We start from the raw sequence: 24,036 nt of genomic DNA on the forward strand, positions 1-24,036 counted from the left end.
CGGCGCCCCCCGCGGCGGCCGCCCCGGCCACCGGGGCCCCCCCGCGGCGCGCGCACCGGCGCCGGCCGGGCTCAGGCGCTCCAGCCGCCGCCGACCGCCCGGCTCGACAGGTAGGAGTCGCGCAGCGCCTTGCGCAGGCCGGGGACGGTCTCGTCGAACCGTGCGGCCAGCGTCTTGAGCGGCTCCTTGTGGGTACGCAGGTCCGCGCGGCTCCACACACTGGTCACTTCGAGCTCGACCGCGAACACGGCCATGGCCAGCTCCTCCAGCGGGACCGACACCGGGTCGGCGCCGCCGAGCACGACGCCGCGCACACGTTCCTGGAGCGCGGCCACCTCCTGCGGGTGGGTGACGGTGACGCGGTCGGCCGGGATGAGGCCCATGACCTTGCCGCGGGACACGCTGACCTCGCCGGCTGCGGCGAGCTGGTCGCGGACCGGAGTCTCGGCCGTATGGGCCTTGTTGTGCACGAACTGCAGCCAGCCCTTGGGCCTGCTGTCGGGCAGGTCACCCCACACGTCGGCGGCGAAGGGGTCGTCCGGCGCCTTGCCGGGCTTCCGGACGACCTTCTTGCCCTCGGTGGCGAGCAGCCCGTCGCGGGCCAGCTCGGTCAGGGCGCCGGCCCGCAGCAACTGGCCGCGGCCCTGCAGGTTGTCCAGCTGGAACTTGCCCTTGTCCACGGTGTAGCAGAGCAGATAGAGCTGTTGCGGCAGTGTCGTGAGCACGTTGTCTCTCCTCGGACGAACGGTAGGGACGGATGCATGCGGTGTGGCGCGGTGCGGGCGCGGTCAGAGAACCGCGCGGGGAGCGCGAGCCGAGGAGCACGCCGGTGACGCGGCGGTCCCGGGCGGCGCACGGCGCGGAGCCGGGTGCGCTCAGGCCGTGTCGGTGTCGAGACCCAGGTGTTCGGTCAGGAAGCGTTCCGCCGCGGTGTAGAGGGCGACCACGTTCTCCGGGTTCTCGATGGCGTGCCCCTCGTCCTCCATGACGATGTATTCGACGGGCACGTTCCGGGAACGCAGCGCCTCGACGAGCCGGTCGGACTCGGCCAGGGCGACACGGGCGTCGTTGGCGCCGTGCACCACCATCAGCGGAGTGCGGATCCGGTCGGCGCGGCTGATGGGGGAGCGGGCCAGCATGTCGGCCTCCTGCTCCGGGTCGGCCGGGTCGCCGACGTACGCGTACCAGTTGTAGGCGAGCATCGGTTTCACGAAGTCGGGCTGGCTGCGCATGAAGGCGGCCAGGTCCGAGACACCGACGACGTCGATCGCGGCGGCGAAGACGTCCGGTGTGAAGGTGACGCCGACGAGCGACGCATATCCCCCGTAGGAGCCGCCCATGATCGCCACACGGTCCGGATCGGCGTAGCCCTGCTCGACCGCCCACCGCACCCCGTCGATGAGATCGTCGTGCATCCTGCCCGCGAACTCGCCGATGCCCGCCCTGGTGAACGCCCTTCCGTAGCCGGTGGAGCCCCGGAAGTCCACCTGCAGCACCGCGCAGCCCCGGTTCGCGAAAAGCTGGGCGGCGGGGTTGTAGCCCCAGCTGTCGCGGCTCCACGGGCCGCCGTGGACCAACAGCACCAGCGGGAGGCGGGAGGGCTCCACGCCCACCGGAAGCGTCAGGTGCGCGGGCAGCGTCAGGCCGTCACGGGAGGTGATCGACACCGTGCGCATCGGCGCCAGGGACTCCGGGTCCAGGTCCGGCTTCGCCCGGTGGAGCAGGCGGCTCTCACCCGTGGCGTGGTCGTAGAGGTAGGTGACCCCGGGGTCGCGGTCGTGGGTGAAGGCGGCCACCCAGCGCCGGCCGCTGTCGTCGGACGACAGCGCCGCGAGATCGCCGTCGGACAGCTTCTCCAGGTTCTCCAGCACCGCGGCGAAGTCCGGGTCCAGTGCGTGGACGACCTGGCGCTGTCCGAGGTACCGGACTCCGAGCAGGTCACCCGTGCGCCGGCTGCGGATCAGGGGGGAGGGCAGAGCGGGGAAGACCCGGGCGCGGGTGTCCAGGTCGTACTCCGGATGGGAGTCGACCTCGTGCTCCTCGCCGGTGGCCAGGTCGAGCCGGGCCAGGCGGAGGCGGTCGCCCCCGCGGTGCGAGCCGAGCCACACCCCCGAACCGTCCGGTGTGACCTCCAAGGGGTAGATGCCCAGGGGAGCGTCACCGCCGTCGAACCGTGCCACGGGGTGCGCCGAACCCGTGGCGCCGTCCCACCGGGACAACTCGATGTCGCCCTCGGGCGTCGTCGCCGTCATGAACGGTCCGCGCTCGCTGTACAGCCACCCCTCGCCGTTGTTCCGCGGGCTCTCGGCGAGCGGGGTGATGTCGCCGGTGGCGATGTCCAGTTCGACCAGGTCGAACTGGGCCCGGTCGCGGAGGTTCAGCTGGGTGACCACCGTGCCCGGCCGCTCGGCGGGCAGGTCCAGGCCGATGGTCCGCGCCCCCGGGTACGGCGTGAGGTTCACCGCGGCGGCGTCCGGGTCGTCCAGGTCCACGCGGTAGAGGTGCAGGTTCTCGTCGCCTCCCTGGTCCCGGGTGTAGAGCAGCCAGCGGGGGTCGCGCGTCCAGTGGTAGCTCACCACTCCGCGGTCCTCGGTGGTCACGCACCGGGCGTCCCCCGGTGTGTCGACGCTCTCGACCCAGACGTTCATACGGTTCTCCCACGGCGCCAGGTAGGCCATCCGCCTGCCGTCCGGGGAGAGGGTGACCTTCGCCCGGGGCGGTGGTCCGAAGAACTCCTCGACGGAGATGGTCTTCCGCTGTGCCATGTCGTCCCTCCTGCGATCGGCGCCCGAGGGCGCGGGGGAGGCCGGGTCGAACGCCCCGCCTGTCACTTAATGACACTGTCACTAAATGACAGGAGTGGCAAGTGTGCTCCCGGAGTCCGGGCGGGCGCGCTTCCGGGGCTCGGGCGAGTCGGTGCGCTTTCGGGCGCCTCGGTGTGCCTCGGTGCGCCTCGGTCGATGACGTGGGCACCTCGGTCGGCGAAGTGGGCGCCTCGGGCGGGGAGTAGGGGCGGCGTGCCGGGGAAGTCGGCCGAACAGGGCCCGCTTGTGGCGTGCGCCACACTGTGAGGGGTAGCCAAGAATGTCACTTGATGCCAAGATGGCATTAAGTGACGCAGTGAAGATTTCTTGTCCCCCCACATGAACTCGGGAGAGCTGACCACCATGAAGACCAAGAGCTTCCTGGAGACGGAGTCCGACGCGAAGGCGGAGACGACGGGAGCCCCGCAGCGCCCCTCGGCCCTCGAACAGGCCGGAGGAACCAAGGGGATCGTCTACTCGGCCCTGCCCGCGCTGGCGTTCGTGGTCGCCAACAACTTCGGCGGGATAGGGGTGGCGATCATCGCCTCCCTCGCCGTCGCGGTGGCCATCGGCCTGGTGCGTCTGCTGCGCAAGGAGTCGATGCAGCCCGCGATCGGCGGGGTATTCGGCGTCGTGGTCGCCGCAGGCATCGTCTGGTTCACGGGCTCCGCCAAGGACTACTTCCTCATCGGCATCTGGGCGAGCCTGGCCGGCGCCGTCCTCTTCCTCGGCTCCGTCCTGGTGCGGTGGCCGCTGGCCGGCGTCCTCTGGAACACGGCCACCGGAAAGGGCAACGTCTGGCGCGAGGACAAGCGCTCGCGGCTCTACTTCGACATCGCCACCCTGGTGCTCGCCGTCGTCTTCGGCGCCCGTTTCGCCGTCCAGCAGTACTTCTACGTGACCGACCAGGTGGGGTCGCTGGGTGCGGCCAAGATCGCCATGGGCTTCCCCCTGCTCGCCGTGGCCCTGCTGGTGGTGGCCTGGGCCGCCCGCAGCTCGAACAAGCGACTGGCGGCCGTCGGTCTGCTGCCCGCCAAGCGCGGTTGACCTCCACGTGCACGCCGGTCGTCGAACGGCGACCGTCACGCGCGATGAGGCCTCGCGCACACCGTCCGACAGCGGGCGGCCCCCTCCGTCCATGAGGGGGCCGCCCGCTGTCGTGCCGAGCCCGCGCGGTCGGTGGGCGTGCGGCTGCCGTCCGGAGACTCGATCGCGCCGCTCTGGCACGAGTGCGTCACTTAATGTCATTATGACACTGAGGAGTCGGCTGAGCGGAGGTGACCTGGCATGGCTACGGCCAAGGGCGGTGGGAACGGAATGAGCGAACAGCGGCGCCATCGGCTGCGCCTGGAGATCTCCCGTGAGGCCTCCCGGCTGTTCTGGGAGCAAGGTGTCGATGCCACCAGCGGTGATCAGATCGCCGAGGCGGTGGGTCTGTCCACCCGGACCATCTGGCGGCACTTCCGCAGCAAGGAGAGCTGTGCCGAGCCCATTGTGAGGCAGGGCGTCGAATGGGAGATGCGCACGCTGCGCGACTGGCCCGCGGAGCTCTCGCTCGAAGAACGCCTCGTCGCGGAGTCGAGCCGCTTCCACCAGGAGGCCGAAGCCGTCGAGCGGAGCGACAACGCACTCGCGATGCGGATGATCCGGCTGGCCGACACGGAGCCGGCCCTGCGCACCGCCTGGCTGATGGCGTGCGACCAGGTGGAGCGCGAGATGGCCGAGATCATCGCCAAGCGTCTGGGACTCCCCGTCACCGATCTCCAGGTGCGCCTGCACGCCGCCGCGGCCTCTGCGGCCCTCAGGGTCATCAACGAGGACATCGGTGCCGCTCTCCTCGACGGCGCCGACCCCGCACAGTTCGCCAACGCGGCCGAACTCGTGGCGAGCGCCGTCCGCAGGGCCACGGGCGGGGCCGTGGGAGACGCGGTCACCGCCTGAGCTGGACCGTCCCGGTGCGCCCCTGCGGCCGACCGTGCGCACCCGCAACCGCGGGGCGGGGCGAGGCGTCCGCTCCGTTTCGTTGTCCCGGGATCCGGGAGCGGTGAACTCCGCCGGTGAGCACGAGCGCGCGGGCCCGGGCTCCCTCCTGGTCGTTCAGGTGCAGGAACTTCCCATGGGCGGTTGGTCGACTTCGTGGAGAAGGACTGCCGGAGCGCGATCGCTGACGGCCGTGCGAGGGTCTTCACGCATCATGTGTGCAACCTCCGAACGTCTGTTGGCTCGTTCTTGAACTCCACCGGTCTGCTCTTGGACGGCTGAGGGTCGATGTTGCACAGGTGCGGAACGTTTTTCCCGTCCCGTTCGGGGGTCCCCTCACCCGCCGTCCGCCGGGCGGGTCCGTCCAAGGGTCATGGGCGACGTACGCCCCGGTCCTCGCGTGCCGCGCACGGGCGGCACGGGGACCGCGTCGGCGGCTGCCCACTTGTCACTCGCGCCACTTAATGCCATCGTGGCACTTGGTGACATTCATAGTGGGTTCAAAGAGGTGGTACCGGTGGAAGCCCTGCTGAGCCCTGCCGCGAGGAGCACGAGCGAACGACGGCGGCATCGGCTGCGCCTGGAGATCTCCCGCGAGGCCTGCCGGCTGTTCTGGGAGCTCGGCGTGGCCGGGACCAGCGGCGACCGGATCGCCGAGGCGGTGGACCTGTCCACCCGCACCGTCTGGCGTCACTTCCGCAGCAAGGAGAGCTGCGCCGAGCCCATCGTGCTCCAGGGCGTCGGATGGGAGATGAGCGCGCTGCGGAGCTGGCCGCTCCATCTCTCCCTCGACGATCACCTGGCCGCGGAGGTCGTCAGGCACGAGAGCGCCGTCGGTGCCGTCGAGCGCGGTGACATCCTTCTCGCGATCAGGATGATCCGGCTGGCGGACGACGAGCCGTCGATCCGGACGGCCTGGCTCATGGCCTGTGACCAGGTGGAACGCGAAATGACCGCGATCATCGCGGGACGGCTGGGACTCCCGGCCGACGATCTCGTGGTGCGGCTGTCCGGGGCGGCCGCCTCCGCCGCCTTCCGGATCGTCAACGAGGACCTGGGCGCCGCCGCCCTGCGCGGTGCGGTTCCCCTGGACTCCGAGGCCGAGGTGATCCGGCGTGTGGCACGGGCGGTGCGCGACGCCACCGGAGGCGCGATCGGCGACGCGGTCTCCCCGCTTCCGCCACGGGGATCCCCGCACGGACTCCGCTGATCCGGTCCCCGTGACGGGGCGTCACCGTGCCACCAGCTCCGTGAGGTCCGCCAGCAGTTCGGACGCGGTCACCGGATCGAGTTCGGCGAAGGAGGGCCCGGGCAGCTCACCGCCCGGACCCCACGCGCTGGGCTGAGCGGACAGTCCGACGAATTCCAGAGACTGTTCGGTCGAGACGTCGACGGCTCCGATGGCGAACCCCTCCGACGGGCCGACGGCGATCCAGCGGCCCTGCGCGACGCGCTTGGAGAGCCGGAACTGCAGACCCGAGAACATCGGCTCCTGGCGCTCCCGGCCGCGCCGCTCCAGTCCGAGCAGTGCGGTGGTCGGCAGGTGAGGTTCTCGAACCGCTCCAGCCGGTCGTCGCCCGACAGCCCCAGATCGGCCGCCAGCTGAGCGATCTTCACATCGAGCGCAGGCAGAAGGGGTGTCCGGCCGGGCTGGCGTAGACGCGACTACCGGTGCGGGTTTCCGGGGTGATCTCGTCGGTGGGTCGCAGTCGGGTGGCGCCGCCGTCGGTGGCCGCACGGTCGGAGGTTGCGAGGTCGTCGACGCCGAAGTCGAGGTGCATCTGCTGGGAGGTGCCGTCCGGCCAGTTCGGGACAGTGTGTCCGGGAGTGGACTGGACGACGATCACCGGGAGGCCGGGGGCCTGAACGAAGTGGTGGGTCGGTGTGAGGGTGAGGGAGCCGCCGAGCAGCCGGTGCCAGAAGGAGCTTTCCTTCTCGATGTCGGCGGCGTCGATGACCACGGAGGTCAGGGTGATGGGCATGGAGGTGTCCTGTTCGTACTGTCGGGTGGTTGCTCAGACGGTCGGGATGATGCCGCCGTCGACACGGAACTGCGCTCCGGTGAGCCATTTCGCGCGGCCGGAGGCGAGGAAGGCGATCATCTCGGCGACGTCCTCGGGATCTCCGGGGCGGCCCATGGGGACCTTCAGGTGGTCCACGATCTGCTGCGTGACTTCCTCGGTGGTCACGCCCTGCGCCTCGGCCATGTGCCGGAGGTGGGCGGTGGCGCCCTCGGTGACGACGAAGCCGGGAAGGACGCAGACCACGCGCACCCCGTGTGAGCCGACTTCGGTGGCCAGTTCGCGGCTGTAGGTGTTGAGCGCGGCCTTCGCGGCGGCGTAGGACGCCTCGGTGCGCTGAGGCAGTTGGCTGGCGATCGAGGAGACGTGCACGACGACGCCGGAGCCCCGCTCGACCATTCCCGGCACCAGGGCCCGGTCCAGGCGCACGGCGCTGAGGAGGTTCGTCTCCAGGTCCGCCTGCCAGGACTCGTCCGACCGGCCCAGGGTCGGTGCCGGGGCGCTCGCCGCGCCCGCGTTGTTCACGAGCACGTCCACACCGCCCACCTGCTCGACGACCCGGCGGCCGAGTTCGGCCACACCCTGCTGCGTGGAGAGGTCCGCCGCGAGGAATGTGGCACCGCTGTCCTCCTCGGGCCGGCTGCGGGAGGCCGTCAGCACGGTCGCGCCCGCGGCGACGAAGCGGCGGACGGTCGCCGCACCCAGGCCCCGGCTGCCGCCGGTGACCAGTACCCGAAGGCCGTCGTGGCTGTTGTCCGCGATGGACATGGGAGCTCTCCTCCGTAAGATGAATCCGACTCCGGAAACGATACACGCAAACGGAGTCGGACTCACCTTATGGAGGTTCTCTTGCCGGCATCACGCCCGCTGCGCGCCGACGCGCGGCGCAACCGCGAGGCACTGCTGTCCGCGGCCCGCCAGGCGTTCCTCGGCGGCGACACCGACGCACACGTCGAGGGCATCGCCCGCAAAGCCGGCGTCGCCGTCGGAACGCTCTACCGCCACTTCGAAACCCGCGAAGCGCTGATCGAGGAGGTCTACCGCACAGAGGTCGACGACCTGTGCGCCGCACCCGGTGCCCTGCTGGACCAACACGCCCCGGAGGAGGCGCTGCGGCGCTTCCTGCTGCTGCTCGTGGACCACGCGGCGGTGGGCAAGGGGATGTCCAGTGCGCTGGAAAGCATCATGGCGACAGACTCACCGGTCTTCGGCGACGCGCGCACCCGTATGGCCAACGCCCTCTCCCTGCTGCTCGAAGCCGGCAGCGCGGCCGGCACCGTCCGCGACGACGTCACCGGCTCCACCCTGTTGCGCGCCCTGGGCGGTATCTGCGGAATGCGCGCCACGGAGGGCTGGTTGGTCGAGGCCCGGCAGATCACCGCTCTCCTCTTCGACGGTCTGCGACACGGCGCCCCGCCGCCATCCTGAGCCGGGGGCAGAGCGCCGGCGGCCGGGACGCTGGCGGTGAAGTCGTAGCGGCCGAGCGCGTCGAGGTCGGCGTGATTGAGCGGGGAGACGCGGGCGACGTCTTCGTCCAGGACGTCGTGCTCGCGCTCCTCGGCGGGCAGGGCCCGCAACTCCTCCACTGCGGCGTCGAGATGGCGAGTCTCCCACCGTACGGCGGCGTACAGCACAAGACCGAGCGCGCCGAACTGGTCCTCCTGGCCCGTCCTGTACGCCTGCATGACGACAGAGCCAGCCTCGCACCACGTCCGCGCCGTCGTTCCGTACCCGGTCTCCCACCGACCGGATCGTGCTCGACAGCACCATCGGGGACACCCATCTCGACCGCGAGGGCATGTGCCGCTACGCCGTCGGTACGGAACAGACCCTCCCCGACTTCGCGATGTGGGCGGCCGGACGGCACGACAGCTACGGACTCGGCCGAACCTCCGCGGAGGCCCGCACGAACTACCTGGCCCTCGTCGTGACCTGCAACGACGTCGTGTGGCCCACGAGTGTGGACACCTACCGCGCGGGGGTCGCCGAGGACCGCAGGCGCGGGGCCCCGCCACCCCGCCGCGGCGGCGGGTGTCCGCCCTGTTCGACGCCCTGCTGTGTTTCAAGCTCGCCAACCGCAGCCCCGCGTTCGCCCTGGAGGACGGCGGGGGCTGCAGCCCCTACCTGGCGGACCACTAGGCGCGCTGGCACCGCCTGCTGCGGGACGTCCTGGAGCAGATCCCCGGACGGAGCGACGGCTCCTTCACCGCCCACGCGCTGCTCGCCGCCACCCGGGCCGACCTCGTCGAGCACCTGGCCGGGGAGGAGCGGGCGACGCGCGAGGAGATGCGCGCCCGGCTGGCGGGCTTCACCCGCAGGGTCCTGGGGCCCGGATCACCCGGTGAAGCGGCCGTGGAGGACTGACCGGGGCGTGGGGCGCCGCCGGTCGAGGCCGCGGACGGCGGCCGGCCCGCGCTCCGTCCGGGTCGCACGCGCCGCCGCTCAGCCGGACGGCGTGTCCTTGCCGCGACCCGCCCGGACCGTGCCCACGGCCGCAGCGGTGAGCCGCACCAGGGAGACCAGCCCCCCGGGGCCGAACAGGAGCACCCACAGGGCGGGCTGCCCCGGCGAGGACCGGTCCGCCGCGATCACCAGGGCCACCGTGGCGGCCAGGTGGGCGCAGCCGAACACGAGCCGGGCGGTGCGGCGGCGCAGCGGGAGCAGTGCCGCCAGGAACCACAGCAGACCGATGAGCAGGACGAGCAGGACGAGTCCCATGGGCCGGACGCTCTCCAGACGGAAAGGGTCCGGCCGGCCGCGTGAGGGCGGCCGGCCGGACGTGGATCAGGATCGGACGGTCAGTAGCTGCTGTACCCGGCGTCGAGCGGGATGCTCTTGTCCAGACAGAAGTGTGCCGGGGAGGGATCGGTTCCGGCGGACGACGGCGCCGTGATGTCCCAGGGGTTTCCGCTCTGGTCGGTGGCGAAGTTGCACGGCCCGAACGGGTTGGGCCACAGCGGGTAGTCCTGGTTCGGGTCGGGGATCTTGCTGAAGTCCTGGAAGTCGCCCTTGATCACGGGCGACGCGCCACCTGCGGTGCCGTCCAGGTTCATCGCGGTCCCGTCCAGATACAGGTACTGGTCGGGCATGTGGCTGGAGCGCAGGTAGGGGCGCCCGCTCACCTTGCGCACCGATCCGTCGGCGCAGACCTTCAGACTCAGCTCCTGCCAGATGGGCGGCGCCTGACCGAAGGCCGTACCGACCAGCGGGGACAGCAGCTCGGTCTGGAAGAAGTTGGACCAGATCCCGTGGGCCAGTTCGGCCACGACGTCCGGCACCCGGCTGTCCCCGTCGGCCTTCTTCTGCCAGTTGTCGACGTTCTGCTTGGGCGCGTCGGCGCTCAGCATGGGCCGGTACCCGATGGAACCGCCCGAGGTGTACAGGGTGGCCACACAGGTACCACCGGTGTCGACCGGGGTGTCGTCGTCCTTCACCACGGTCGGCTTCTTGCCCGCGTAGGCGTAGGAACGGCCCGGCAGGACGCCCGTCGCCAGTGGGTCGGCGTTGTGGCTCTTGTTGTCGTGCTGGTTGAGGTTCTTCAACGCGTAGCGCAGGTCGGGCCTGGCGATCCCGTAGTCCGTGGCGAGCGCGGAGAAGGTGTCCAGCATGAACTTGGGCAGGTGCGTGTTGCCCGTGCGGTTGCCGTAGTCGACGTACTCACTGCCCGGGATGACGGTGCCCGCGGCGTCCTTGACGAACGACACGGTGGTCCGCGAGCGGATCTTGTACGAGTTGTCGTCGGTGTCGAACCTGGACGGCTTGGCCGAACTGGTCGGCCGGTCGGTGTACGGGTTCGCGAAGCCCACCCAGGTGGCCTCACTGGTGCCGTCCGGGTGGTTGACCGGGTCGGTCCCCGCGGCCGTCACCTGGGAGCGCCAGGCGGTCATGGCGCTCTTCGTCGCCGGCATCACGCACCCGGAGGCCGGGCCCGCCGTGCACGAGGGCAGGGAGGAGATGCGGCCGGTGAGGTCCATCCCCCAGTCGTAGAGGTTCTGACGGCTGGTGAGCGGACCGCCGATCCAGGACGCCGGGGCGGAGGTGTCGATGTCCTGGTCCTCGTCGAAGAGGGCCACGGCGTCGATGCTGCGTTCCACGTACGTCCCCGTGATGGGCACGAAGGCGACGGCGTCGAAGGCGATGTCCTCCTCGCCGGTGCCGTCCGACGTCACGGAGCTGAGGGTGACCTTGGGGACGTTGCCGAACATGAACGCCCCGATGGAGACCCAGCGGTTGCCGTTGCCGGGCTGCCGGACGATGCGCGAGCGCACGCCGTTCTTGGTGGTGACGTCGTACTGGGCGAGCTGGGTCTGCGCCCCGTGGTCGGGCAGGTGGACCAGGACGCGGGCCGGCTGGCTGAGCGTCTTGTTGAGGGTCCAGGTGCCGGTGACCTTCATCTTGCCGCTCTCGGCGCTCGCCTGGCGGGTGTGGGCGAAGGAGAAGTGGCCGCCGTAGCCCGCGCCGAGCTGATGGAAGTCGATCTTCGAGGGGTAGAGGCCCTTGGAGTCGGCGGCGAAGTTCAGCCCGAACGTGCCCTGGTTGGTGGTGGGCGTGGTGCATCCGGGCCGCACGGACGGGGTGCCGTCCGGCATGTCGTCGATGACGAGGGCGCCCGAAGGGAGGCCCGAGGTGGAGCAGTTGGGCGGATAGGCGGTGCCGTCCGGCTGTTCGGCGTAGGTGCTGTCGAAGCGGACGAGCTCGTTGCCGCAGGAGTAGGAGCAGTCGCTCTTCCAGGTGGTGCTCTGGTGGTACCAGCACTTCAGGTCGTACTGGCCGGAGGCGTTCTTGTGGGCGCAGGGGCCGGCCTTGGCGCCCGCGACGTCCGGGGCGTTCGGCGTGTACGACTTGCCCGGCTCACAGGTGTTGCTCGCGTCGCAGAACTGGTTCACCGGCGGCTTGGCGTTGGCGCGGTTGAGCGGGGCGGTGACGGCGTCACCGTTCCACCAGGCCGGACGGTAGGCGGAGACCGGGGTGTTGGGGGACTCCAGCAGCTCCGGCGGATGCCCGGCGAAGCCGATGACCTTCTCCGGGTAGGGCCAGTCCTGCGGGTGGGCGGCGTCGGCGTAGCTGGTGTCCATGAACGAGGCGCGGTTCGCGGGGTACTCCGGGTTGGCCGGGTTATTCGCCCATCCCACGCCCCAGGCGCCGCTGTTGCTGCCGCTGCTGGACTGCGGGTAGAAGCCCGAGTTGTAGGCCCAGAGGGCGAAGAACCAGTTCTCGATCTTGGTCGCGTCGCCGTTGTTGACCTTCATCCCGGCGCCCCGGGTCTGGTTCCACTTGTCGGTGAGGATCTGCAGACCGGCCGCGACGTTCACCGCGTAGTCCAGAGCGACGGCACGCTGGGTCTGGTAGGCCCAGGCCGTGTCCGACGGCCCCTTCTCCTTGCCGGCCAGACGCATGTGGTCGGTCACCTGCGTGATGCCGTAACCGCAGTCGGCCTCGGCCCAGTTGATGTCCCAGTCGTCGGCGCTGCTGCTGTTGTAGATCTCCAGCCCGTAGTAGTTGCCGATGAGCGGATTGGCGGTGACGCCGGGGACGGCGAAGCGCGCCGCCTGCCACATGTTCGACTCCTGCGCGGTCACGCCGAGCATCACCTGAGCCGGGACGTGGTCACCCTCCAGGAGCGTCTTCCTCGGGAAGAGGCCCTGCGGCGAGTACGCCGGCATGCCGAGGTTCTTCCAGTTCGCGGGGCGCGACGCCTTGGAGTCCAGGGTGCCCATGACGGCCTGGTCGACGGCCCACTCCACCTGGCGCGGCTTGGGCTGCATCGCCTGGTTGCGGGGATCGTTGCGCGGGACGGAGCAGTACCGCTCGTCCTCGACCGGATCGCTCGGCGAGGCGGCCGCGGCGAGACCGCTCGTCGCCCGGGCCGCCTTCTTCCCCGTCCCGGTGCCCAGACCGGGCGCGGGTGCCACGCCCTGCTGGGCGTCGGCGCCGACGACCGCGGCGGGATCGACGACGAACGTCATCGTGCGCTTGCGCGCGGGCAGTGTGACGCCGAGCGTCACGGAACGGGCCTCCGTCGCCTGCTCCGCGGTCACCCGGGAGTCCTTGCCGTCGGTCCAGGCGGTGCTGGTGATGACGGCCCTGCCACGGGTGGAGACACGGGCCCCGCTGGGGGCGTCGAGCATCCTGACCGCCTCGGGCAGCGCGCCCGCGGCTGCCTCGCGCCGGGCACCGGTGAGGTAGACCCGGCCGTCGGCGGAACGGGTCACGTCGACGGCGTCGAGCTTGCCGTGCCCCAGGGTCGCGGCCCTGCGCCCGGAGGCGGGGGACTTCACCTGACCGGCGCTCAGGTGACGTGCGGTGGCGCGTTCGCCGGAGCGGTCGAGGAAGGTCAGACCGCCGTCCTGGTCCGGGGTGAGCCGGAAGGGCACGGCGTCGGTCGCGGCCAGGGTCGAACGCCGGCCGTCCGCGGAGACGGAGACGATCCGGGAGGTGTCGGCCGCCACGATGCGCCCGCCGCCCGCGGGAACGGCCGAGGTCAGCTGTCCGGTGACCTTGACGGGAGCGGCGACCTCACCGGTCGCCGCGTCGACGCGCAGCAGCCGGGTCGAGGACTTGTCCTCGCCGCCGCTCTGCGTGAGGACGGCGTCCTCGCCCGCACCGCAGCCGGGGTTGTAGTAGGCCAGGCTGACCTGGCGCCGGAGCTTGGTGACGTCACCCGTGGTGAGGTCCACCACCGCGGCGAAGGCGCCGCGGGCGAAGAGCTCCGCCTTGTTGGTGAAGGTGCGCGGCGCGTAGACCACCACGGCCCGTTCACCGGACGCGGTCACGCAGGCGTTGCCGATCCAGGCGTCGGTGTCGAAGCCGGGCTCGGCGAGCGTGGCGGCCGTCCGCCAGGCGTATCCGGACCGTTCGTCGGCGACCAGCAGGTGCAGCCCCTGGGCGTCCCCGGTGGTGGTCCACAGCCGGTCCCGCGAGCTGCGCCATCCCTTCCCGAGCGTGGCGTCGCGGTCCTTCTCCGGGATGCCTGCCTCCGCGGCGTCCGGCCGGCGCTCCGGCACGTCGGAGCGCGGTGCGCCGCTCCACGGAGTGTCCTGCGCTGCGCCCGAAGCGGCCGGCTTCGGGGTGGGGGGCGCAGGCGCGGCGGTCGCCTGCAGGGTGCCGGCCAGCAGGCCTGCCAGCACGACTGGTACCGCCGCTGCGAGACGGAGTCCGCCTCTGGGTCTTGGCATGGGGGTTCACTCTCTGTCTGCGCTGTCGGCGCTCATCCGGTGCGAGCGGCTCAGGCGCGCCACCGGGCGCGGAAGGCTCGCAACCGGCCATGCTGGAACCCGCACGTCTCGGTACGCTCTCCGCGCCGTCTCACGGGCCGTCTGACGCACCGGGGCGGGGACCGGAGCGGGGACCGGGCCTGCGGCCGCCCGCCCGTGACCGGGCTCCGGGTGCTTCCCCGCGTCGCCGTCGGTCCGCCGCTGCTGCGGGCCGCGCGGACCCGTGCGGGGGTGCGCCCGCGCGGAGCCCGGTCCGGTGCCGGTACACGACGGCTCCGGCGTCTCCGGCCTACGGCACGTCCCGAGGACCGTCGGACGGGCACGGCCCTCCCGAAGGACGCCGGACGGGCACGGTCCTCCCGGCGAACCCCGGCCGGGCACCGGGGCGGGAGGCGAAGACCTCCGTGGGGTGCCTACGGGAGAGCTCCACCGGACCGGAGGTGTTGGTGCTGTCCCGGGAAACCACGGGAACCGGTCGATCGCGCCCGCGCCCGCGCTCGCCGGACACGGGCCGGGGCGGCCCGGTGAGCCCCGGGGATCGCACGGGGTGCCGGCCGACGGGGCCCCGAGCGCCCCGGCCCGCTGCCCCGGGCACGAGGCCGACGGCCCCGGCGGGCGGGCCTCCACCGGTGTCCCTCGCCGGCCGGCCGGGTCGCGGGCACGCGGCGGGGGTCAGCCGTCGTGCAGCTCGCCCTGGGCGATCTCCACCGTGTGGTGCAGGCTCACGAGCCCGGCCGTGGCCTCTGCGCCGGCCGCGACCGAGCAGGCCAGCAGCAGACCGGCCGCCGCGGTGGCCAGCCGGTGGGGGACGGGGGCCGGCCCGAGCATGGCCCGCACGCGTTTCGGCACGGGGCCGCCCACGGCGCTCGCGGCGAAGCCGGGGCGACTGCTGCCGGCCCGCCCGGCGAGGGCCGCGCGGCCGATCGCGCGCGCGGTCAGGCCGCGGTCGCCGACCGTCTCCGCGGCCGCCTCGTCCGCGACGCGCTCGACGGCCAGGCCGACGGCGTCGCGCAGGCCGCCCATGGCGGGGTGACACCGGGTTGCGAGGTCCGCGGCGGCGAGGAAGTAGTGGTGGCGGCCGGTCAGATGGGCCCGTTCGTGGGCGAGGAGGGCCTCGCGTTCGGGTCCGTCCAGGGAGCGCAGCATGCCGGAGGTCACCACCACGCGCCCCGGGTTCCCCGGGAGGGCGTAGGCGTCGGCCTCGGGGCGGTCCAGGATGCTGAGGTCTCCCGCGGTGGTCGCGTCCCGCAGGTGTCCCCGCGCGGTGCGGTACTGGCGGAGCTGGAACAGCACCGAGCGGATCACGGCGCGGCCGCAGACGGCGAGCGCGCCGAGGGCGAACACCGTGACCGGACCGGACACGACGGCCGGCGCGACGCCCAGGGGGTGGATCAGATGGCCGAGCCGGGCGACGGCGGAGACGGTGAGCGTGCCGGCGAGGAGCAGGGCGCCGAGCGCCGCCAGCCAGCCGGCCGCCAGCACGCACGCCGTCGCGGTCAGCGCCCACATGGCGGCCACGGGCCGCAGGCGGGGAGCCGCCCACCGGGCGAGTGCCGGTGCCGCGAACGGCATCAGCAGCGGCACCAGGAGTGCGGCGATCACCGGCCGCCCCCCTCCTCCAGGAGATCGCGCAGAATGCGCTCGTCCTCGGGCCCCAGGTCCGAGACGAACCGGGCGAGCACGCTCTGGCGGTCGTCGTCCTTGTCGAGCTCGTGGTGCATGCGCCGCGCGGTCAGGCCGTGGGCGTCCCGGACGGGGAAGTACGCGAATCCGCGTCCGGCGCGCTCCCGGCCGACCGTCCCCTTGTCGTGGAGGCGGGACAGGATCGTCGTCACCGTCGTGCGGGCCAGCTCCACCGCCAGGGCGCGCTGCACCTGGCCGGCGGTCCGGGGGCCGTCCGCCGACCACAGGGCCGCGAGCACGCTCGCCTCCAGCTCACCCGCTCCTCTGCGCTCCGCCGCACGTTCCGCCATGGCGCCCCCTCGTCCCTTCATCGTCTACAGTGCAGTAGACCGTCTACGTGATTGTAGTCGACCGGCGGTCCTGCCGGTCACCCCTGTCCGCGTTCAGCGAGAGGCCGCCCACCCATGGCCCTGTCCGTCATCGCCGCAGCCCCCCTCGCGGTGAACCTCCTCGACGCCCGGTCGCTGCTGGCGACCTTCGGCGTCCTGGGCATCGCGGTGGTGATGTTCGCCGAGACCGGGCTGCTGGTCGGCTTCTTCCTGCCCGGCGACTCCCTGCTCTTCACCGCCGGACTGCTGTGCGCGGGCACCGCGGACCGGGCCGCGACACTGTCCCTGCCCTGGGTCCTGGTCGCCGCCGCCACCGGCGCGCTGGCCGGTGCGCAGTGCGGCTACCTCATCGGACGCAGAGCCGGGGGAGCGGTTCTCGCACGGAGCAGGTCCGAGCGCCTGCGGGCGGGCGCCGAGCGCGCCGAGGCGCTCCTGCGGCGGTACGGCCACGCCCGAGCGATCGTGCTGGCCCGCTTCGTCCCCGTGGTGCGCACGGTCCTGAACCCGCTCGCCGGTGCGCTGAACATCCCCGCCCGGGTCTTCACCGTCTGGCAGCTCGCCGGCGGCCTGGTCTGGACGGCCGGCCTGGTGCTGGCCGGGTACGCCCTCGGCTCCTCCGTCCCCGACGTCGACCGTTACCTGCTGCCCATCGTCGCCCTGATCGTGGCCGTGTCCCTGGTGCCGCTGGCAGTCGAACTGCTGCGCTCCCGGCGGGCCGCCGCACACCGGAACGAGACCCCCTGATGCAAGCTTCCTACGACGGCTCCTCCCTCGACGGCCCGGCCTACCTCGAGGTCGTCGGACTGGCCCACCGGACGCCCGGCTGGGCCGACGGCCTGATCACCGCATGGTCGGCCTACGGGCTCGGCGTGTTCGCGCTGCTGATGCTCCTCGCCTGGTGGCGGGCCCGCCGGGCGGGCACCCCGGCCGCCGCGGTCACCACGCTGGCCGTCCCCCTGGTCACCGTCCTCGCGTTCGGCGTGAACTCCCTGCTGAAGTCGGCCGTCCACGAGAACCGGCCCTGCCGGCAACTCCACGCGATCACCCTCGAAGCGTGCCCCGCGCCCGGCGACTGGTCCTTCCCGAGCAACCACGCCGTCATCGCCTCCGCGGCCGCCTTCGCCCTGCTCCTCGTCTCGCGGCGCCTCGGCCTCGTCGCGGCGGTGGCGGCCGTCCTGATGGCGGCCTCCCGGGTATGGGTGGGCGCGCACTACCCGCACGACGTCCTGGCCGGGCTCCTCGTCGGCGCCCTCGTCGCCCTTCCCGTCATGGGAGCGGTACGGCGGCATGGCGGCGCGCTCGCCACCCGCCTGGAGGGCGGCCCGCTGCGCCCCCTGCTGACCCCGGCGTGACCCGCCGCCCGCCCTCCGCCGCACGGTGGCTTCCCACCGCTCGCCCCGGCGGGAAGCCGCGGGTCCGTGCCTTCCCGCCGGGCGGGGGGCCGTCCGCGCCTCGCTCAGACGGTCGAGAATCCCGGGACGGATCCCCCGCCGAGGACCCAGAGCGCGGCGGTGTACCAGAGGAGGGCCACCCCGAGGACGAGCAGGGACCCGACAGCCGGCAGCAGCAGGCCCGGCAGCCGCCTGCTGCGCACCACGATCACCTTGGCCACGAACGCCCCGTAGAGCGCGCACCCGGCGAAGGAGTGGATCGCCACCCGCGGTGACGTCGTCTCGATCCCGTAGGTCGTCAGGCAGTGCCAGGCGATCGGCAGCGAGAGCAGGAACGCGAGGACCCCGAGCGCGCGGTGCCACGGGCGCACGGCCCGGGGCACCGTGGCGACGCCCGGCACACGGCCGTACATCCACACGGCGAGGCAGAGCTGGACGAGGGCGAGACCGAGCAGCGCGGTGCTGAGCTCGGCCTTGAGGTCGACGGCGGCGGGGCCGTGCTCACCGAGGAGCCCGCTGTCGTAGCGCGGCGTGTGCAGGGTGCCGAAGAGGTAGACCCCGACACCGGCCGCGACGGGCAGCAGGACGGCGAGGACGGCGACGGGGGCCGCGCCCCTGCCGCCGCCCGCACGGCGCCCGGCGCGCAGGTCCTCCGGCCGGCTCAGCTCTCGACCTTGTCGCCCTTGGCGTCGAGCACGTACCACTCGGCGCCGAACTGGTTGAGGGCCTGGCCGTTCGTCTGGCCGGGCTTGGTGTCGCCGGCGTAGTAGTACAGGGGGTGGCCGTTGTACGTGACCTGCTCGTCGCCGCCGGAACGCTTGGTGCTGCCCAGCAGCTTCTTGTCGGCGCCGCTGCCCACCTCGGCGGCCCCCTTGGTGAGGAGGGGAGGCCACGCCGTGGCGCAGGCGCCCGCGCAGTTCGACGTGTTCTTCGTGTCGGCGAGGAACAGATAGAGCGTGTTGCCCTTGTCGTCGACGAGGATGGTGCCCAGCTTGCCCTCGGCCTTGGTGTCCACGGTGGCCGGGGCGGAGGGCGAGGCGCCGGCGGCGGTGGGCCCGAGGCCCTCCCCCTGCGACGTGCCGTCCGAGCAGCCGGTGAGGGCGGCGGCGAGCAGCAGGACGGTGGTACAGGCGGCCGTGGCGGCGGGGCGTTTCATCGGGGCTCCGGGTGTGAGGGGGACTGCGGCGGGACCCCCGGTATCTCCCCGTCCGCAGCCGTCCGTTCACAGCCCCACCGGCAAGACCACTCACCCGGGGGCACCCCCGACTCCCGTGCCGCGGCGGCCCGTACGCAAGGCCGGACCGACCGGACCGGCGCCCCGCGAGCCGCCCGCCGGGGCCCGCCGCACCTCGTCATTCCAGCTCCTGCACCGTGCCTCCTGTCGTCAGCGAGACCGCGGTGGTCCCGAGCCGGGGCAGCGGGACCGGCAGGGAGCCGTCCGCCGCGGCGTGCAGCGCGGGGCCCACGGCTCCGAGGTAGTCGGCGGACGCGGCCCCGGTGAAGGAGAAGCCCGGGGTGATCCGGCAGACGACGGCCTCCTCGGCGAAGGACTGCAGGCGGACGAGCACCCGGCCCGGCTCCGGCACGGTCAGGCCGACGATCCGCACCCGCGGGTCGTCGAGCGTCAGCAGCGCGTAGGAGGTGCCGGGGGAGGGCTCGGCCGCCCCGCCCGCCCGCACCGCCAGCAGAGGACGGCTGCCGACGGCGGCGGTGCGCATGCCGAGCACCGCGCCACCGGGCGCCGCGGCGTCCTGCCACCCGACGCTGTACCGGAAGACATGGTCGAACGCCTGCTCCGAGGGGAAGTTGGTGTCCCAGATGTTGTTGTGGACCCACGAGAACACCGTCCCCGGCTCCTCCTGCGCCAGTGACTGCGGATACGGCGCGTAGGGGACGGCCACACCCCCCACCTGGACCAGCGGTGCGTCGTGGGTCGCGAGGGCCGCGCCGGTGGCGCCCTCCTGGAGACTGACCCAGCGGCGCACCGCCCGCATGTGCCGGGCCGAACCGGGAACGACGGGCAGCCCCGTGCCGGTCACGCCGCCGGTCGCCTCCATCCGGACGACCGGGGAGCGCATCGCGAACGGGAAGGCGAAGAACGCGCTCTCCTTCGTCAGCGTGGCGGCCTTGTCGATCCGGTTCTCCAGGTCGATCCGCGCACTCCCGCGCGGCAGATGGACCCTGACCCGCAGGCCCCGGGTGCCGGCCGGGGTGCACGCGTAGACCAGCGTCTCCCCGGTCGCGTCCGAGGTCCGTTCGACCAGGGCCGCCGGGGGAGCCGTGTTCCGGGTGGCCAGCAGATGCATCGAGTCGTCGGCGATGGTCTTGCTCGACTGGTGGTTGAACCCGCCCGCCGTGGCGTACTCGTCGTAGAGATACCCGTTGAAGCCGACGGTGGCGTCCTGGCGGACCAGTTCGCGGTCCGTCCGCTTGTCCAGGACCGAGTCGATGCAGGCGGACGCCAGGTCCACCCGGACGCGCAGGAACTCGTTCTCCAGGACGGTGGAGGCACCGGCCGGGGAGCCGTCCTCCCGCTCCGGTCCGGCCGAGGGGGCGGGCGCCGGCTCGACGTCCACCCGAACGGCTCCGTGCGCCGGTACGCCGGGCAGCCGGAACAGCAGGAAGCGGCCGGCCGCGCGGTGGAGTTCGTTGCTCTGCTCCTCCTCCACCACCTCCAGCGCCGTACCGCTGCGGGAGTCGACGACCCGCACCGCGTCGGCGAGCGGCACGGTGCTCTCGGGGAGGAAGAGCCTGACGGTCTCGGACCGCTCCCAGCCGCAGGTGTTCACGACGTAGTACCCGGCGAGGCTCCCCTCCCGGGGGGCCAGGCGCTCTCCCAGTGCCGCGGCCGCCGAGTCGAGCAGGGTGCGCGCGCCGTCGTGGGCGCCCAGGGCCTGGGCGTACTTCCAGTGCCACTGCCGCTCGCCCGACGCATGGCCGTGATCGCCGTGCGTCCAGGGGTCGCCGGCCCCCCAGGTGTGCTCGTTGAACAGGGAGGCGGCACGGTACACCTCGGGGGCCGCCGCGGTGATCCCGGACGCCTCCGCGGCTCCGAGGATCTCCGCGTGGCCCGCGACGGTCTGTGCCTCCGCCAGCGCCGCCTGCCCGTCGCGGGTGGCGGCCAGCGGGACGGCCCCCGCGCCGACGCCGTCGACCCACCAGTCCGTCCAGTCGCCCTCGAACGTCTCGATCCGGTCGCCGAGCCGCTGCTCGGCGTCGGCGAAGAAGTCCTCGTTGCGCGAGGTGCGCAGGACGGGGAAGGCCCACTCCTCGTTCCACCGGCGGACCGTGTCCGCGATGATGCGGCGCGGCGGCCCGTTGTCCGCGAACTTGCCCAGGACCCGCAGGTGCAGGACGTCCCAGGGATACGGTTCACCCGTGAACTCCTCGTCCAGGACGGGGAATCCCGGGATGCCGCGGCCCTCGTGCGGGTACGGGTGGCTCGCCAGCGCCGAGAGGTAGCCCGGCAGGAGGTCGTCGACGCGCTCGAAGGACTCGTCGAAGCCGATGATCGAGCCCTCCATGTAGGCGAGGCCGTGCGGGGTGTCGGTCCGCCACACCAGCACCTCGTTCCCGCTGGGCCCGCGCCACCGGAACAGGCGCGGCAGGTCCTGGCCGCCGACGTGGTGCGGCACCGCGCGCCCGGCCCAGTTGTGGGCGACCGAGAGGTAGCGGATCCCGCTGGCGGCGAGGACGTCGGGCAGCCCGACCACCTGCCCCGGCACGTCCGTCTGCATGGCCGTGGTGATGTCGATGCCCTCCCGCTCCCGCAGTTCCCGCACCGGCCGCAGCAGCTCGTGCAGTTCGTCGGTGGAGCAGGTCTCGGTGTGCAGGTTGAAGGGCATCGCGGTCAGTTCGACACGCCCCTCGCGCACCCGGTCCAGGAACTCCGCGACCATCCGCGGCGGCCGGTTCCGCGACCAGTTCTCGTAGCTGAAGAAGCCCTCGACCGCCCAGCGGAACTTCGACGCGTCGGGCCGGTCGTCGGTGGCGCGGCACAGTTCGAGCAGCGAGTCGAGGTACTTCCGCCCCTCGGCCAGCACGGTGCCCTGCGGGTCGGTGTACCCGATGTCCAGGTGGGCGTGCTGGACCAGGTGGAGCGTCCAGTAGCGCTGCGGGGTCAGGAGCACCTCGATGCTCTCCGCGCCGCCGAGCTCGGGCAGTTCGACCCGCACCGGGGTCGGCGCGTCCACCTCCGGCACCAGCAGCCGGGTGTCCGTCCCCGGCCCCGGAAGGACGTCGCAGCGCAGGACACCGCCGGCGAGGGTGGTGACGCGGGCCCGGGTGAGCCGCCGGTCCGCCGCCACCCGTACGGACTGGAGCAGGCCGCCCGCACCGTCGTGCCGCAGCAGCGGCTCGCAGGAGAGCCTGACCCGGTGTCCGCCGAGGTCCCCCTCGGCGGACACCGCGCGCCCGCGCAGGATGTCTCGGGCCATGTTCGAGTCCCACCAGGAGGGACGGGCAAGTTCGGGGCGGGGCATGGGAGGGTTCTCCACTCGTATGGGATGCCGGGACGTGCTGCTCGGGCCGCGCCGGGGACGGCTCAGGAGCGCTCGGAGGCGAGACCCGCGAAGATCTGCACCATCGCGGACTGTTCGAGGGTCTCGACCTGGGCGGCCGGCGCGTGGTCGCCGCCGCCGGAGGGCTGGAAGCGGAACAGGCCGTCCGACGCCGTCCGGTTCTCCTTCCAGGTCCGCTCCGCGTAGGCGGCGGCCGCCGTCCGGTAGGCCCGGTCGGGCCGCACCCGGTTCAGGATGCGGAGGTTGTCGAAGTAGAAGGCGTTGAAGATCGCCGGCTGGTCGTGGAGCCGGTCGCCCTGCTTCCAGTACGCCAGCGAGCCCCTGGCGTCCTCGACGGCCCGGTCGAGGTAGCTCCGGTCCCCGGTCGCCCGGTAGAGGGTGGTCGCGGTCCCGATCATCGCGCCGGAGTTGTACGACCAGAGGGTCTCGTTCACGGTGCCGTCGTCGTCACGGCTGTTGTCGTACAGGCCGGGGGACCGGCGCAGACACGACCAGTTCCACTCGTACCACTTCTGCGCACCGGTGAGGAACCGGCGGTCGTGGTCCAGGGCGTAGAGCTCGGCCGCCAGCTGGGCGGCCAGCCCCGTGACGTTGGCGGCGCGCATGGTGTTGTCCGGCGAGTCGACCCAGCGCATCCCTCCGGGGCACGGCTTGGCGGGGTCCTCGTCCCAGCCCCGGGCGACGATCGCGTGGGTCTCCACCGCCCGGTCGAGATAGCGCCGCTCGCCGGTCGCCCGGTACTGGTCGAGGAAGGAGAGCCCGACGACGGCGTTGTCGTCGTAGAAGACGTCGCCGCCCTGGCCGAGAGGCGCGGGCAGGTAGGAGTCGTATCCGGGCCGGCCGTCGCGTGGTTCGAAGTACAGGCCCAGAGTCTCGAAGCGCTCGGCGGCGGCACGCTCGTAGCGGGCGCCGACCTTCGGCAGTTCGGACATGTCGACGGTGGCGGCGGCCGCCTCGCGCAGCGGCCAGAGGTAGGAGTGGGGGTTCTCGCCCTCCTTGCGCGGCGTCTTCTCCAGGTACAGCCCGTGCGCACGCGGGCCCTGGTAGAGGTGCTCCTGCAACGCGTCGTAGGTGACCTCGGCGCGACGCGTCCAGGCGGCGGGCGAGGTCTCCCCGCTGCCGCCGGCAGCGGCGGCGGGGCTCGCCCAGAGTGCTCCGGAGAGGAGGGCGAGGGCCAGTGCGGCACCCAGGGGTGTCTTCGGCATGGTCTGCCTTTCGGGAGGTGGAGAGTGCGGGGGCGGCCGGGACGGGCTCAGCCGTGCAGCTTGAGGCTGCTGACGAAGAAGCGCTGCGCCGAGAAGAACAGGACGACGGTCGGCAGCGAGACCAGCAGCGCACCGCCGAGGACCACCGGGGGGCCCACGCTGGAGTAGTTGCCCTGGAGCTCGGCCAGCGCCGCCATGACCGGCCGGATGTTCTTGCTGGTGGACAGCGTGATGCCGAACAGCAGGTCGTTCCAGACGGCGACGAACTGGAAGACGAAGGCGGCCACCATGGCGGACCTGGACAGCGGCACGTGGATCTGCCGGAAGATCCGCCACCACGACGCGCCGTCCATCCGGGCGGCCTCGATGATCTCCGGCGCCAGCGTCAGCGCGAAGTTGCGCATGATGAAGTAGGCGAACGGGACGGCGATCGCCGCGTACACCAGGAACAGCCCGAACTGGGCGTCGTAGAGGCCGGTTCCGGCGTAGGCGAGGAACAGCGGGCGCAGGAAGACCTGGAGGGGCAGCAGGGTCCCCGAGTAGATCAGCCAGAACCAGAGCGTCTTGCGCTGCACCGGCATGATGACCGTCGCGAACGCGGCGGTGGTGGCCACCACGATGGCGGCGGCCGCACTGGTGACGGCATAGAGCAGGCTGTTGGCCATGGAGGGGCCGAGCCCCGCCTTCGTCCAGGCCTGCGCCATGTTGTCGAAGAGACCGAAGCCCTGCGGCCACCAGTGCGGCGTACCGCTGTAGTCGGCCGCGGGCACCAGGGCGTTGACCACCAGCAGCCAGGTGGGCAGCGCCCAGACCAGGGAGACGACCACCAGGGTCGTGTTGCGCAGGATCCTGCCGGGCGTGGGGCGCGTGCGCGGGACGGTGGGCATGA

The 24,036-nt window shown here is 72.4% G+C and carries 20 protein-coding genes and 2 pseudogenes; 7 read left to right on the forward strand and 15 right to left on the reverse strand.

Going from position 1 to position 24,036, the window contains the following annotated elements:
* Nucleotides 1–71: 71 nt before the first annotated feature.
* Together ABZ172_RS16790 and ABZ172_RS16795 are read right to left on the reverse strand one after the other, a co-directional pair.
* Nucleotides 72–725, reverse strand: coding sequence for a GPP34 family phosphoprotein (locus ABZ172_RS16790; RefSeq protein WP_356884477.1), 654 nt, complete (start codon nt 723–725; stop codon nt 72–74).
* 150 nt (nt 726–875) lie between these two features.
* Nucleotides 876–2,765: a S9 family peptidase gene (locus ABZ172_RS16795; RefSeq protein WP_356884478.1), complete on the reverse strand. Its 1,890-nt coding sequence runs from the start codon at nt 2,763–2,765 to the stop codon at nt 876–878.
* A 378-nt stretch (nt 2,766–3,143) separates the two neighbouring features.
* Between ABZ172_RS16795 and ABZ172_RS16800 the strand changes: the two genes are divergently transcribed.
* The 3 genes from ABZ172_RS16800 (at nt 3,144) to ABZ172_RS16810 (ending at nt 5,994) form a co-directional block, all read left to right on the forward strand.
* Nucleotides 3,144–3,851 carry a DUF3159 domain-containing protein gene (locus ABZ172_RS16800; RefSeq protein ID WP_356884479.1) on the forward strand — a complete coding sequence of 236 codons (708 nt, stop codon included), beginning with the start codon at nt 3,144–3,146 and terminating at the stop codon, nt 3,849–3,851.
* A 240-nt stretch (nt 3,852–4,091) separates the two neighbouring features.
* Nucleotides 4,092–4,745, forward strand: coding sequence for a TetR family transcriptional regulator (locus ABZ172_RS16805; RefSeq protein WP_356884480.1), 654 nt, complete (start codon nt 4,092–4,094; stop codon nt 4,743–4,745).
* 556 nt (nt 4,746–5,301) lie between these two features.
* Complete coding sequence (locus ABZ172_RS16810) at nt 5,302–5,994, forward strand: helix-turn-helix domain-containing protein (RefSeq protein ID WP_356884481.1); 693 nt, start codon at nt 5,302–5,304, stop codon at nt 5,992–5,994.
* A gap of 21 nt (nt 5,995–6,015) precedes the next feature.
* Here ABZ172_RS16810 and ABZ172_RS16815 read toward each other — a convergent pair whose 3' ends face one another.
* From ABZ172_RS16815 to ABZ172_RS16825, 3 genes are all read right to left on the reverse strand, one after another.
* Nucleotides 6,016–6,270: a hypothetical protein gene (locus ABZ172_RS16815; RefSeq protein WP_356884482.1), complete on the reverse strand. Its 255-nt coding sequence runs from the start codon at nt 6,268–6,270 to the stop codon at nt 6,016–6,018.
* 127 nt (nt 6,271–6,397) lie between these two features.
* Nucleotides 6,398–6,766 (reverse strand): VOC family protein, encoded by a 369-nt coding sequence (locus ABZ172_RS16820; protein WP_356884483.1) that lies wholly within the window; start codon nt 6,764–6,766, stop codon nt 6,398–6,400.
* A gap of 33 nt (nt 6,767–6,799) precedes the next feature.
* A complete protein-coding gene (locus tag ABZ172_RS16825; RefSeq protein WP_356884484.1) occupies nt 6,800–7,573 on the reverse strand; it encodes an oxidoreductase in 774 nt (257 codons plus the stop codon).
* A gap of 81 nt (nt 7,574–7,654) precedes the next feature.
* On the opposite strand from ABZ172_RS16825, the gene ABZ172_RS16830 reads away from it, so the two are divergent.
* Nucleotides 7,655–8,233 carry a TetR/AcrR family transcriptional regulator gene (locus tag ABZ172_RS16830; protein WP_356884485.1) on the forward strand — a complete coding sequence of 193 codons (579 nt, stop codon included), beginning with the start codon at nt 7,655–7,657 and terminating at the stop codon, nt 8,231–8,233.
* Here the strand turns inward: ABZ172_RS16830 and ABZ172_RS16835 are convergent.
* Nucleotides 8,227–8,493 (reverse strand): annotated as a pseudogene (locus ABZ172_RS16835) (Tn3 family transposase); the annotation flags it as partial. The gene ABZ172_RS16830 and the pseudogene ABZ172_RS16835 overlap by 7 nt on opposite strands.
* A 316-nt stretch (nt 8,494–8,809) precedes the next feature.
* On the opposite strand from ABZ172_RS16835, the pseudogene ABZ172_RS16840 reads away from it, so the two are divergent.
* Nucleotides 8,810–9,169, forward strand: a pseudogene (locus tag ABZ172_RS16840) (TetR/AcrR family transcriptional regulator); the annotation flags it as partial.
* 78 nt (nt 9,170–9,247) lie between these two features.
* On the opposite strand, the gene ABZ172_RS16845 reads toward ABZ172_RS16840, so the two are convergent.
* From ABZ172_RS16845 to ABZ172_RS16860, 4 genes are all read right to left on the reverse strand, one after another.
* Nucleotides 9,248–9,523 carry a hypothetical protein gene (locus ABZ172_RS16845; protein ID WP_356884486.1) on the reverse strand — a complete coding sequence of 92 codons (276 nt, stop codon included), beginning with the start codon at nt 9,521–9,523 and terminating at the stop codon, nt 9,248–9,250.
* A gap of 80 nt (nt 9,524–9,603) precedes the next feature.
* Nucleotides 9,604–13,980: a hypothetical protein gene (locus tag ABZ172_RS16850; RefSeq protein ID WP_356884487.1), complete on the reverse strand. Its 4,377-nt coding sequence runs from the start codon at nt 13,978–13,980 to the stop codon at nt 9,604–9,606.
* A 711-nt stretch (nt 13,981–14,691) separates the two neighbouring features.
* Nucleotides 14,692–15,621 (reverse strand): M56 family metallopeptidase, encoded by a 930-nt coding sequence (locus ABZ172_RS16855; protein ID WP_356884488.1) that lies wholly within the window; start codon nt 15,619–15,621, stop codon nt 14,692–14,694.
* Nucleotides 15,618–15,992 (reverse strand): BlaI/MecI/CopY family transcriptional regulator, encoded by a 375-nt coding sequence (locus ABZ172_RS16860; protein ID WP_356884489.1) that lies wholly within the window; start codon nt 15,990–15,992, stop codon nt 15,618–15,620. The genes ABZ172_RS16855 and ABZ172_RS16860 overlap by 4 nt, the downstream gene beginning before the upstream one ends.
* Nucleotides 15,993–16,106: 114 nt before the next feature.
* On the opposite strand from ABZ172_RS16860, the gene ABZ172_RS16865 reads away from it, so the two are divergent.
* Nucleotides 16,107–16,775 carry a DedA family protein gene (locus ABZ172_RS16865; RefSeq protein ID WP_356884490.1) on the forward strand — a complete coding sequence of 223 codons (669 nt, stop codon included), beginning with the start codon at nt 16,107–16,109 and terminating at the stop codon, nt 16,773–16,775.
* On the forward strand, nt 16,775–17,383 hold the full coding sequence (locus tag ABZ172_RS16870) for a phosphatase PAP2 family protein (RefSeq protein ID WP_356884491.1): 609 nt from the start codon (nt 16,775–16,777) through the stop codon (nt 17,381–17,383). The genes ABZ172_RS16865 and ABZ172_RS16870 overlap by 1 nt, the downstream gene beginning before the upstream one ends.
* 104 nt (nt 17,384–17,487) lie before the next feature.
* Here the strand turns inward: ABZ172_RS16870 and ABZ172_RS16875 are convergent, their stop codons facing one another.
* The 5 genes from ABZ172_RS16875 to ABZ172_RS16895 all read right to left on the reverse strand — a co-directional run bounded on the left by ABZ172_RS16875 (nt 17,488) and on the right by ABZ172_RS16895 (nt 24,034).
* The gene (locus ABZ172_RS16875; protein WP_356884564.1) at nt 17,488–18,069 is read right to left on the reverse strand and encodes a DUF6529 family protein; all 582 of its coding nucleotides are present in this window, start codon (nt 18,067–18,069) and stop codon (nt 17,488–17,490) included.
* A gap of 14 nt (nt 18,070–18,083) precedes the next feature.
* Nucleotides 18,084–18,578, reverse strand: coding sequence for a hypothetical protein (locus tag ABZ172_RS16880; protein WP_356884492.1), 495 nt, complete (start codon nt 18,576–18,578; stop codon nt 18,084–18,086).
* Nucleotides 18,579–18,774: 196 nt separating this feature from the next.
* Nucleotides 18,775–21,903 carry an alpha-mannosidase gene (locus tag ABZ172_RS16885; protein ID WP_356884493.1) on the reverse strand — a complete coding sequence of 1,043 codons (3,129 nt, stop codon included), beginning with the start codon at nt 21,901–21,903 and terminating at the stop codon, nt 18,775–18,777.
* 62 nt (nt 21,904–21,965) lie between these two features.
* Nucleotides 21,966–23,147 carry a glycoside hydrolase family 76 protein gene (locus ABZ172_RS16890; RefSeq protein WP_356884494.1) on the reverse strand — a complete coding sequence of 394 codons (1,182 nt, stop codon included), beginning with the start codon at nt 23,145–23,147 and terminating at the stop codon, nt 21,966–21,968.
* A 47-nt stretch (nt 23,148–23,194) separates the two neighbouring features.
* A complete protein-coding gene (locus ABZ172_RS16895) occupies nt 23,195–24,034 on the reverse strand; it encodes a carbohydrate ABC transporter permease (protein WP_356884495.1) in 840 nt (279 codons plus the stop codon).
* Between the last annotated feature and the right edge of the window lie 2 nt (nt 24,035–24,036).

Source organism: Streptomyces sp. NPDC006296 (assembly GCF_040613235.1).
In the GTDB taxonomy this organism is placed as follows: domain Bacteria; phylum Actinomycetota; class Actinomycetes; order Streptomycetales; family Streptomycetaceae; genus Streptomyces.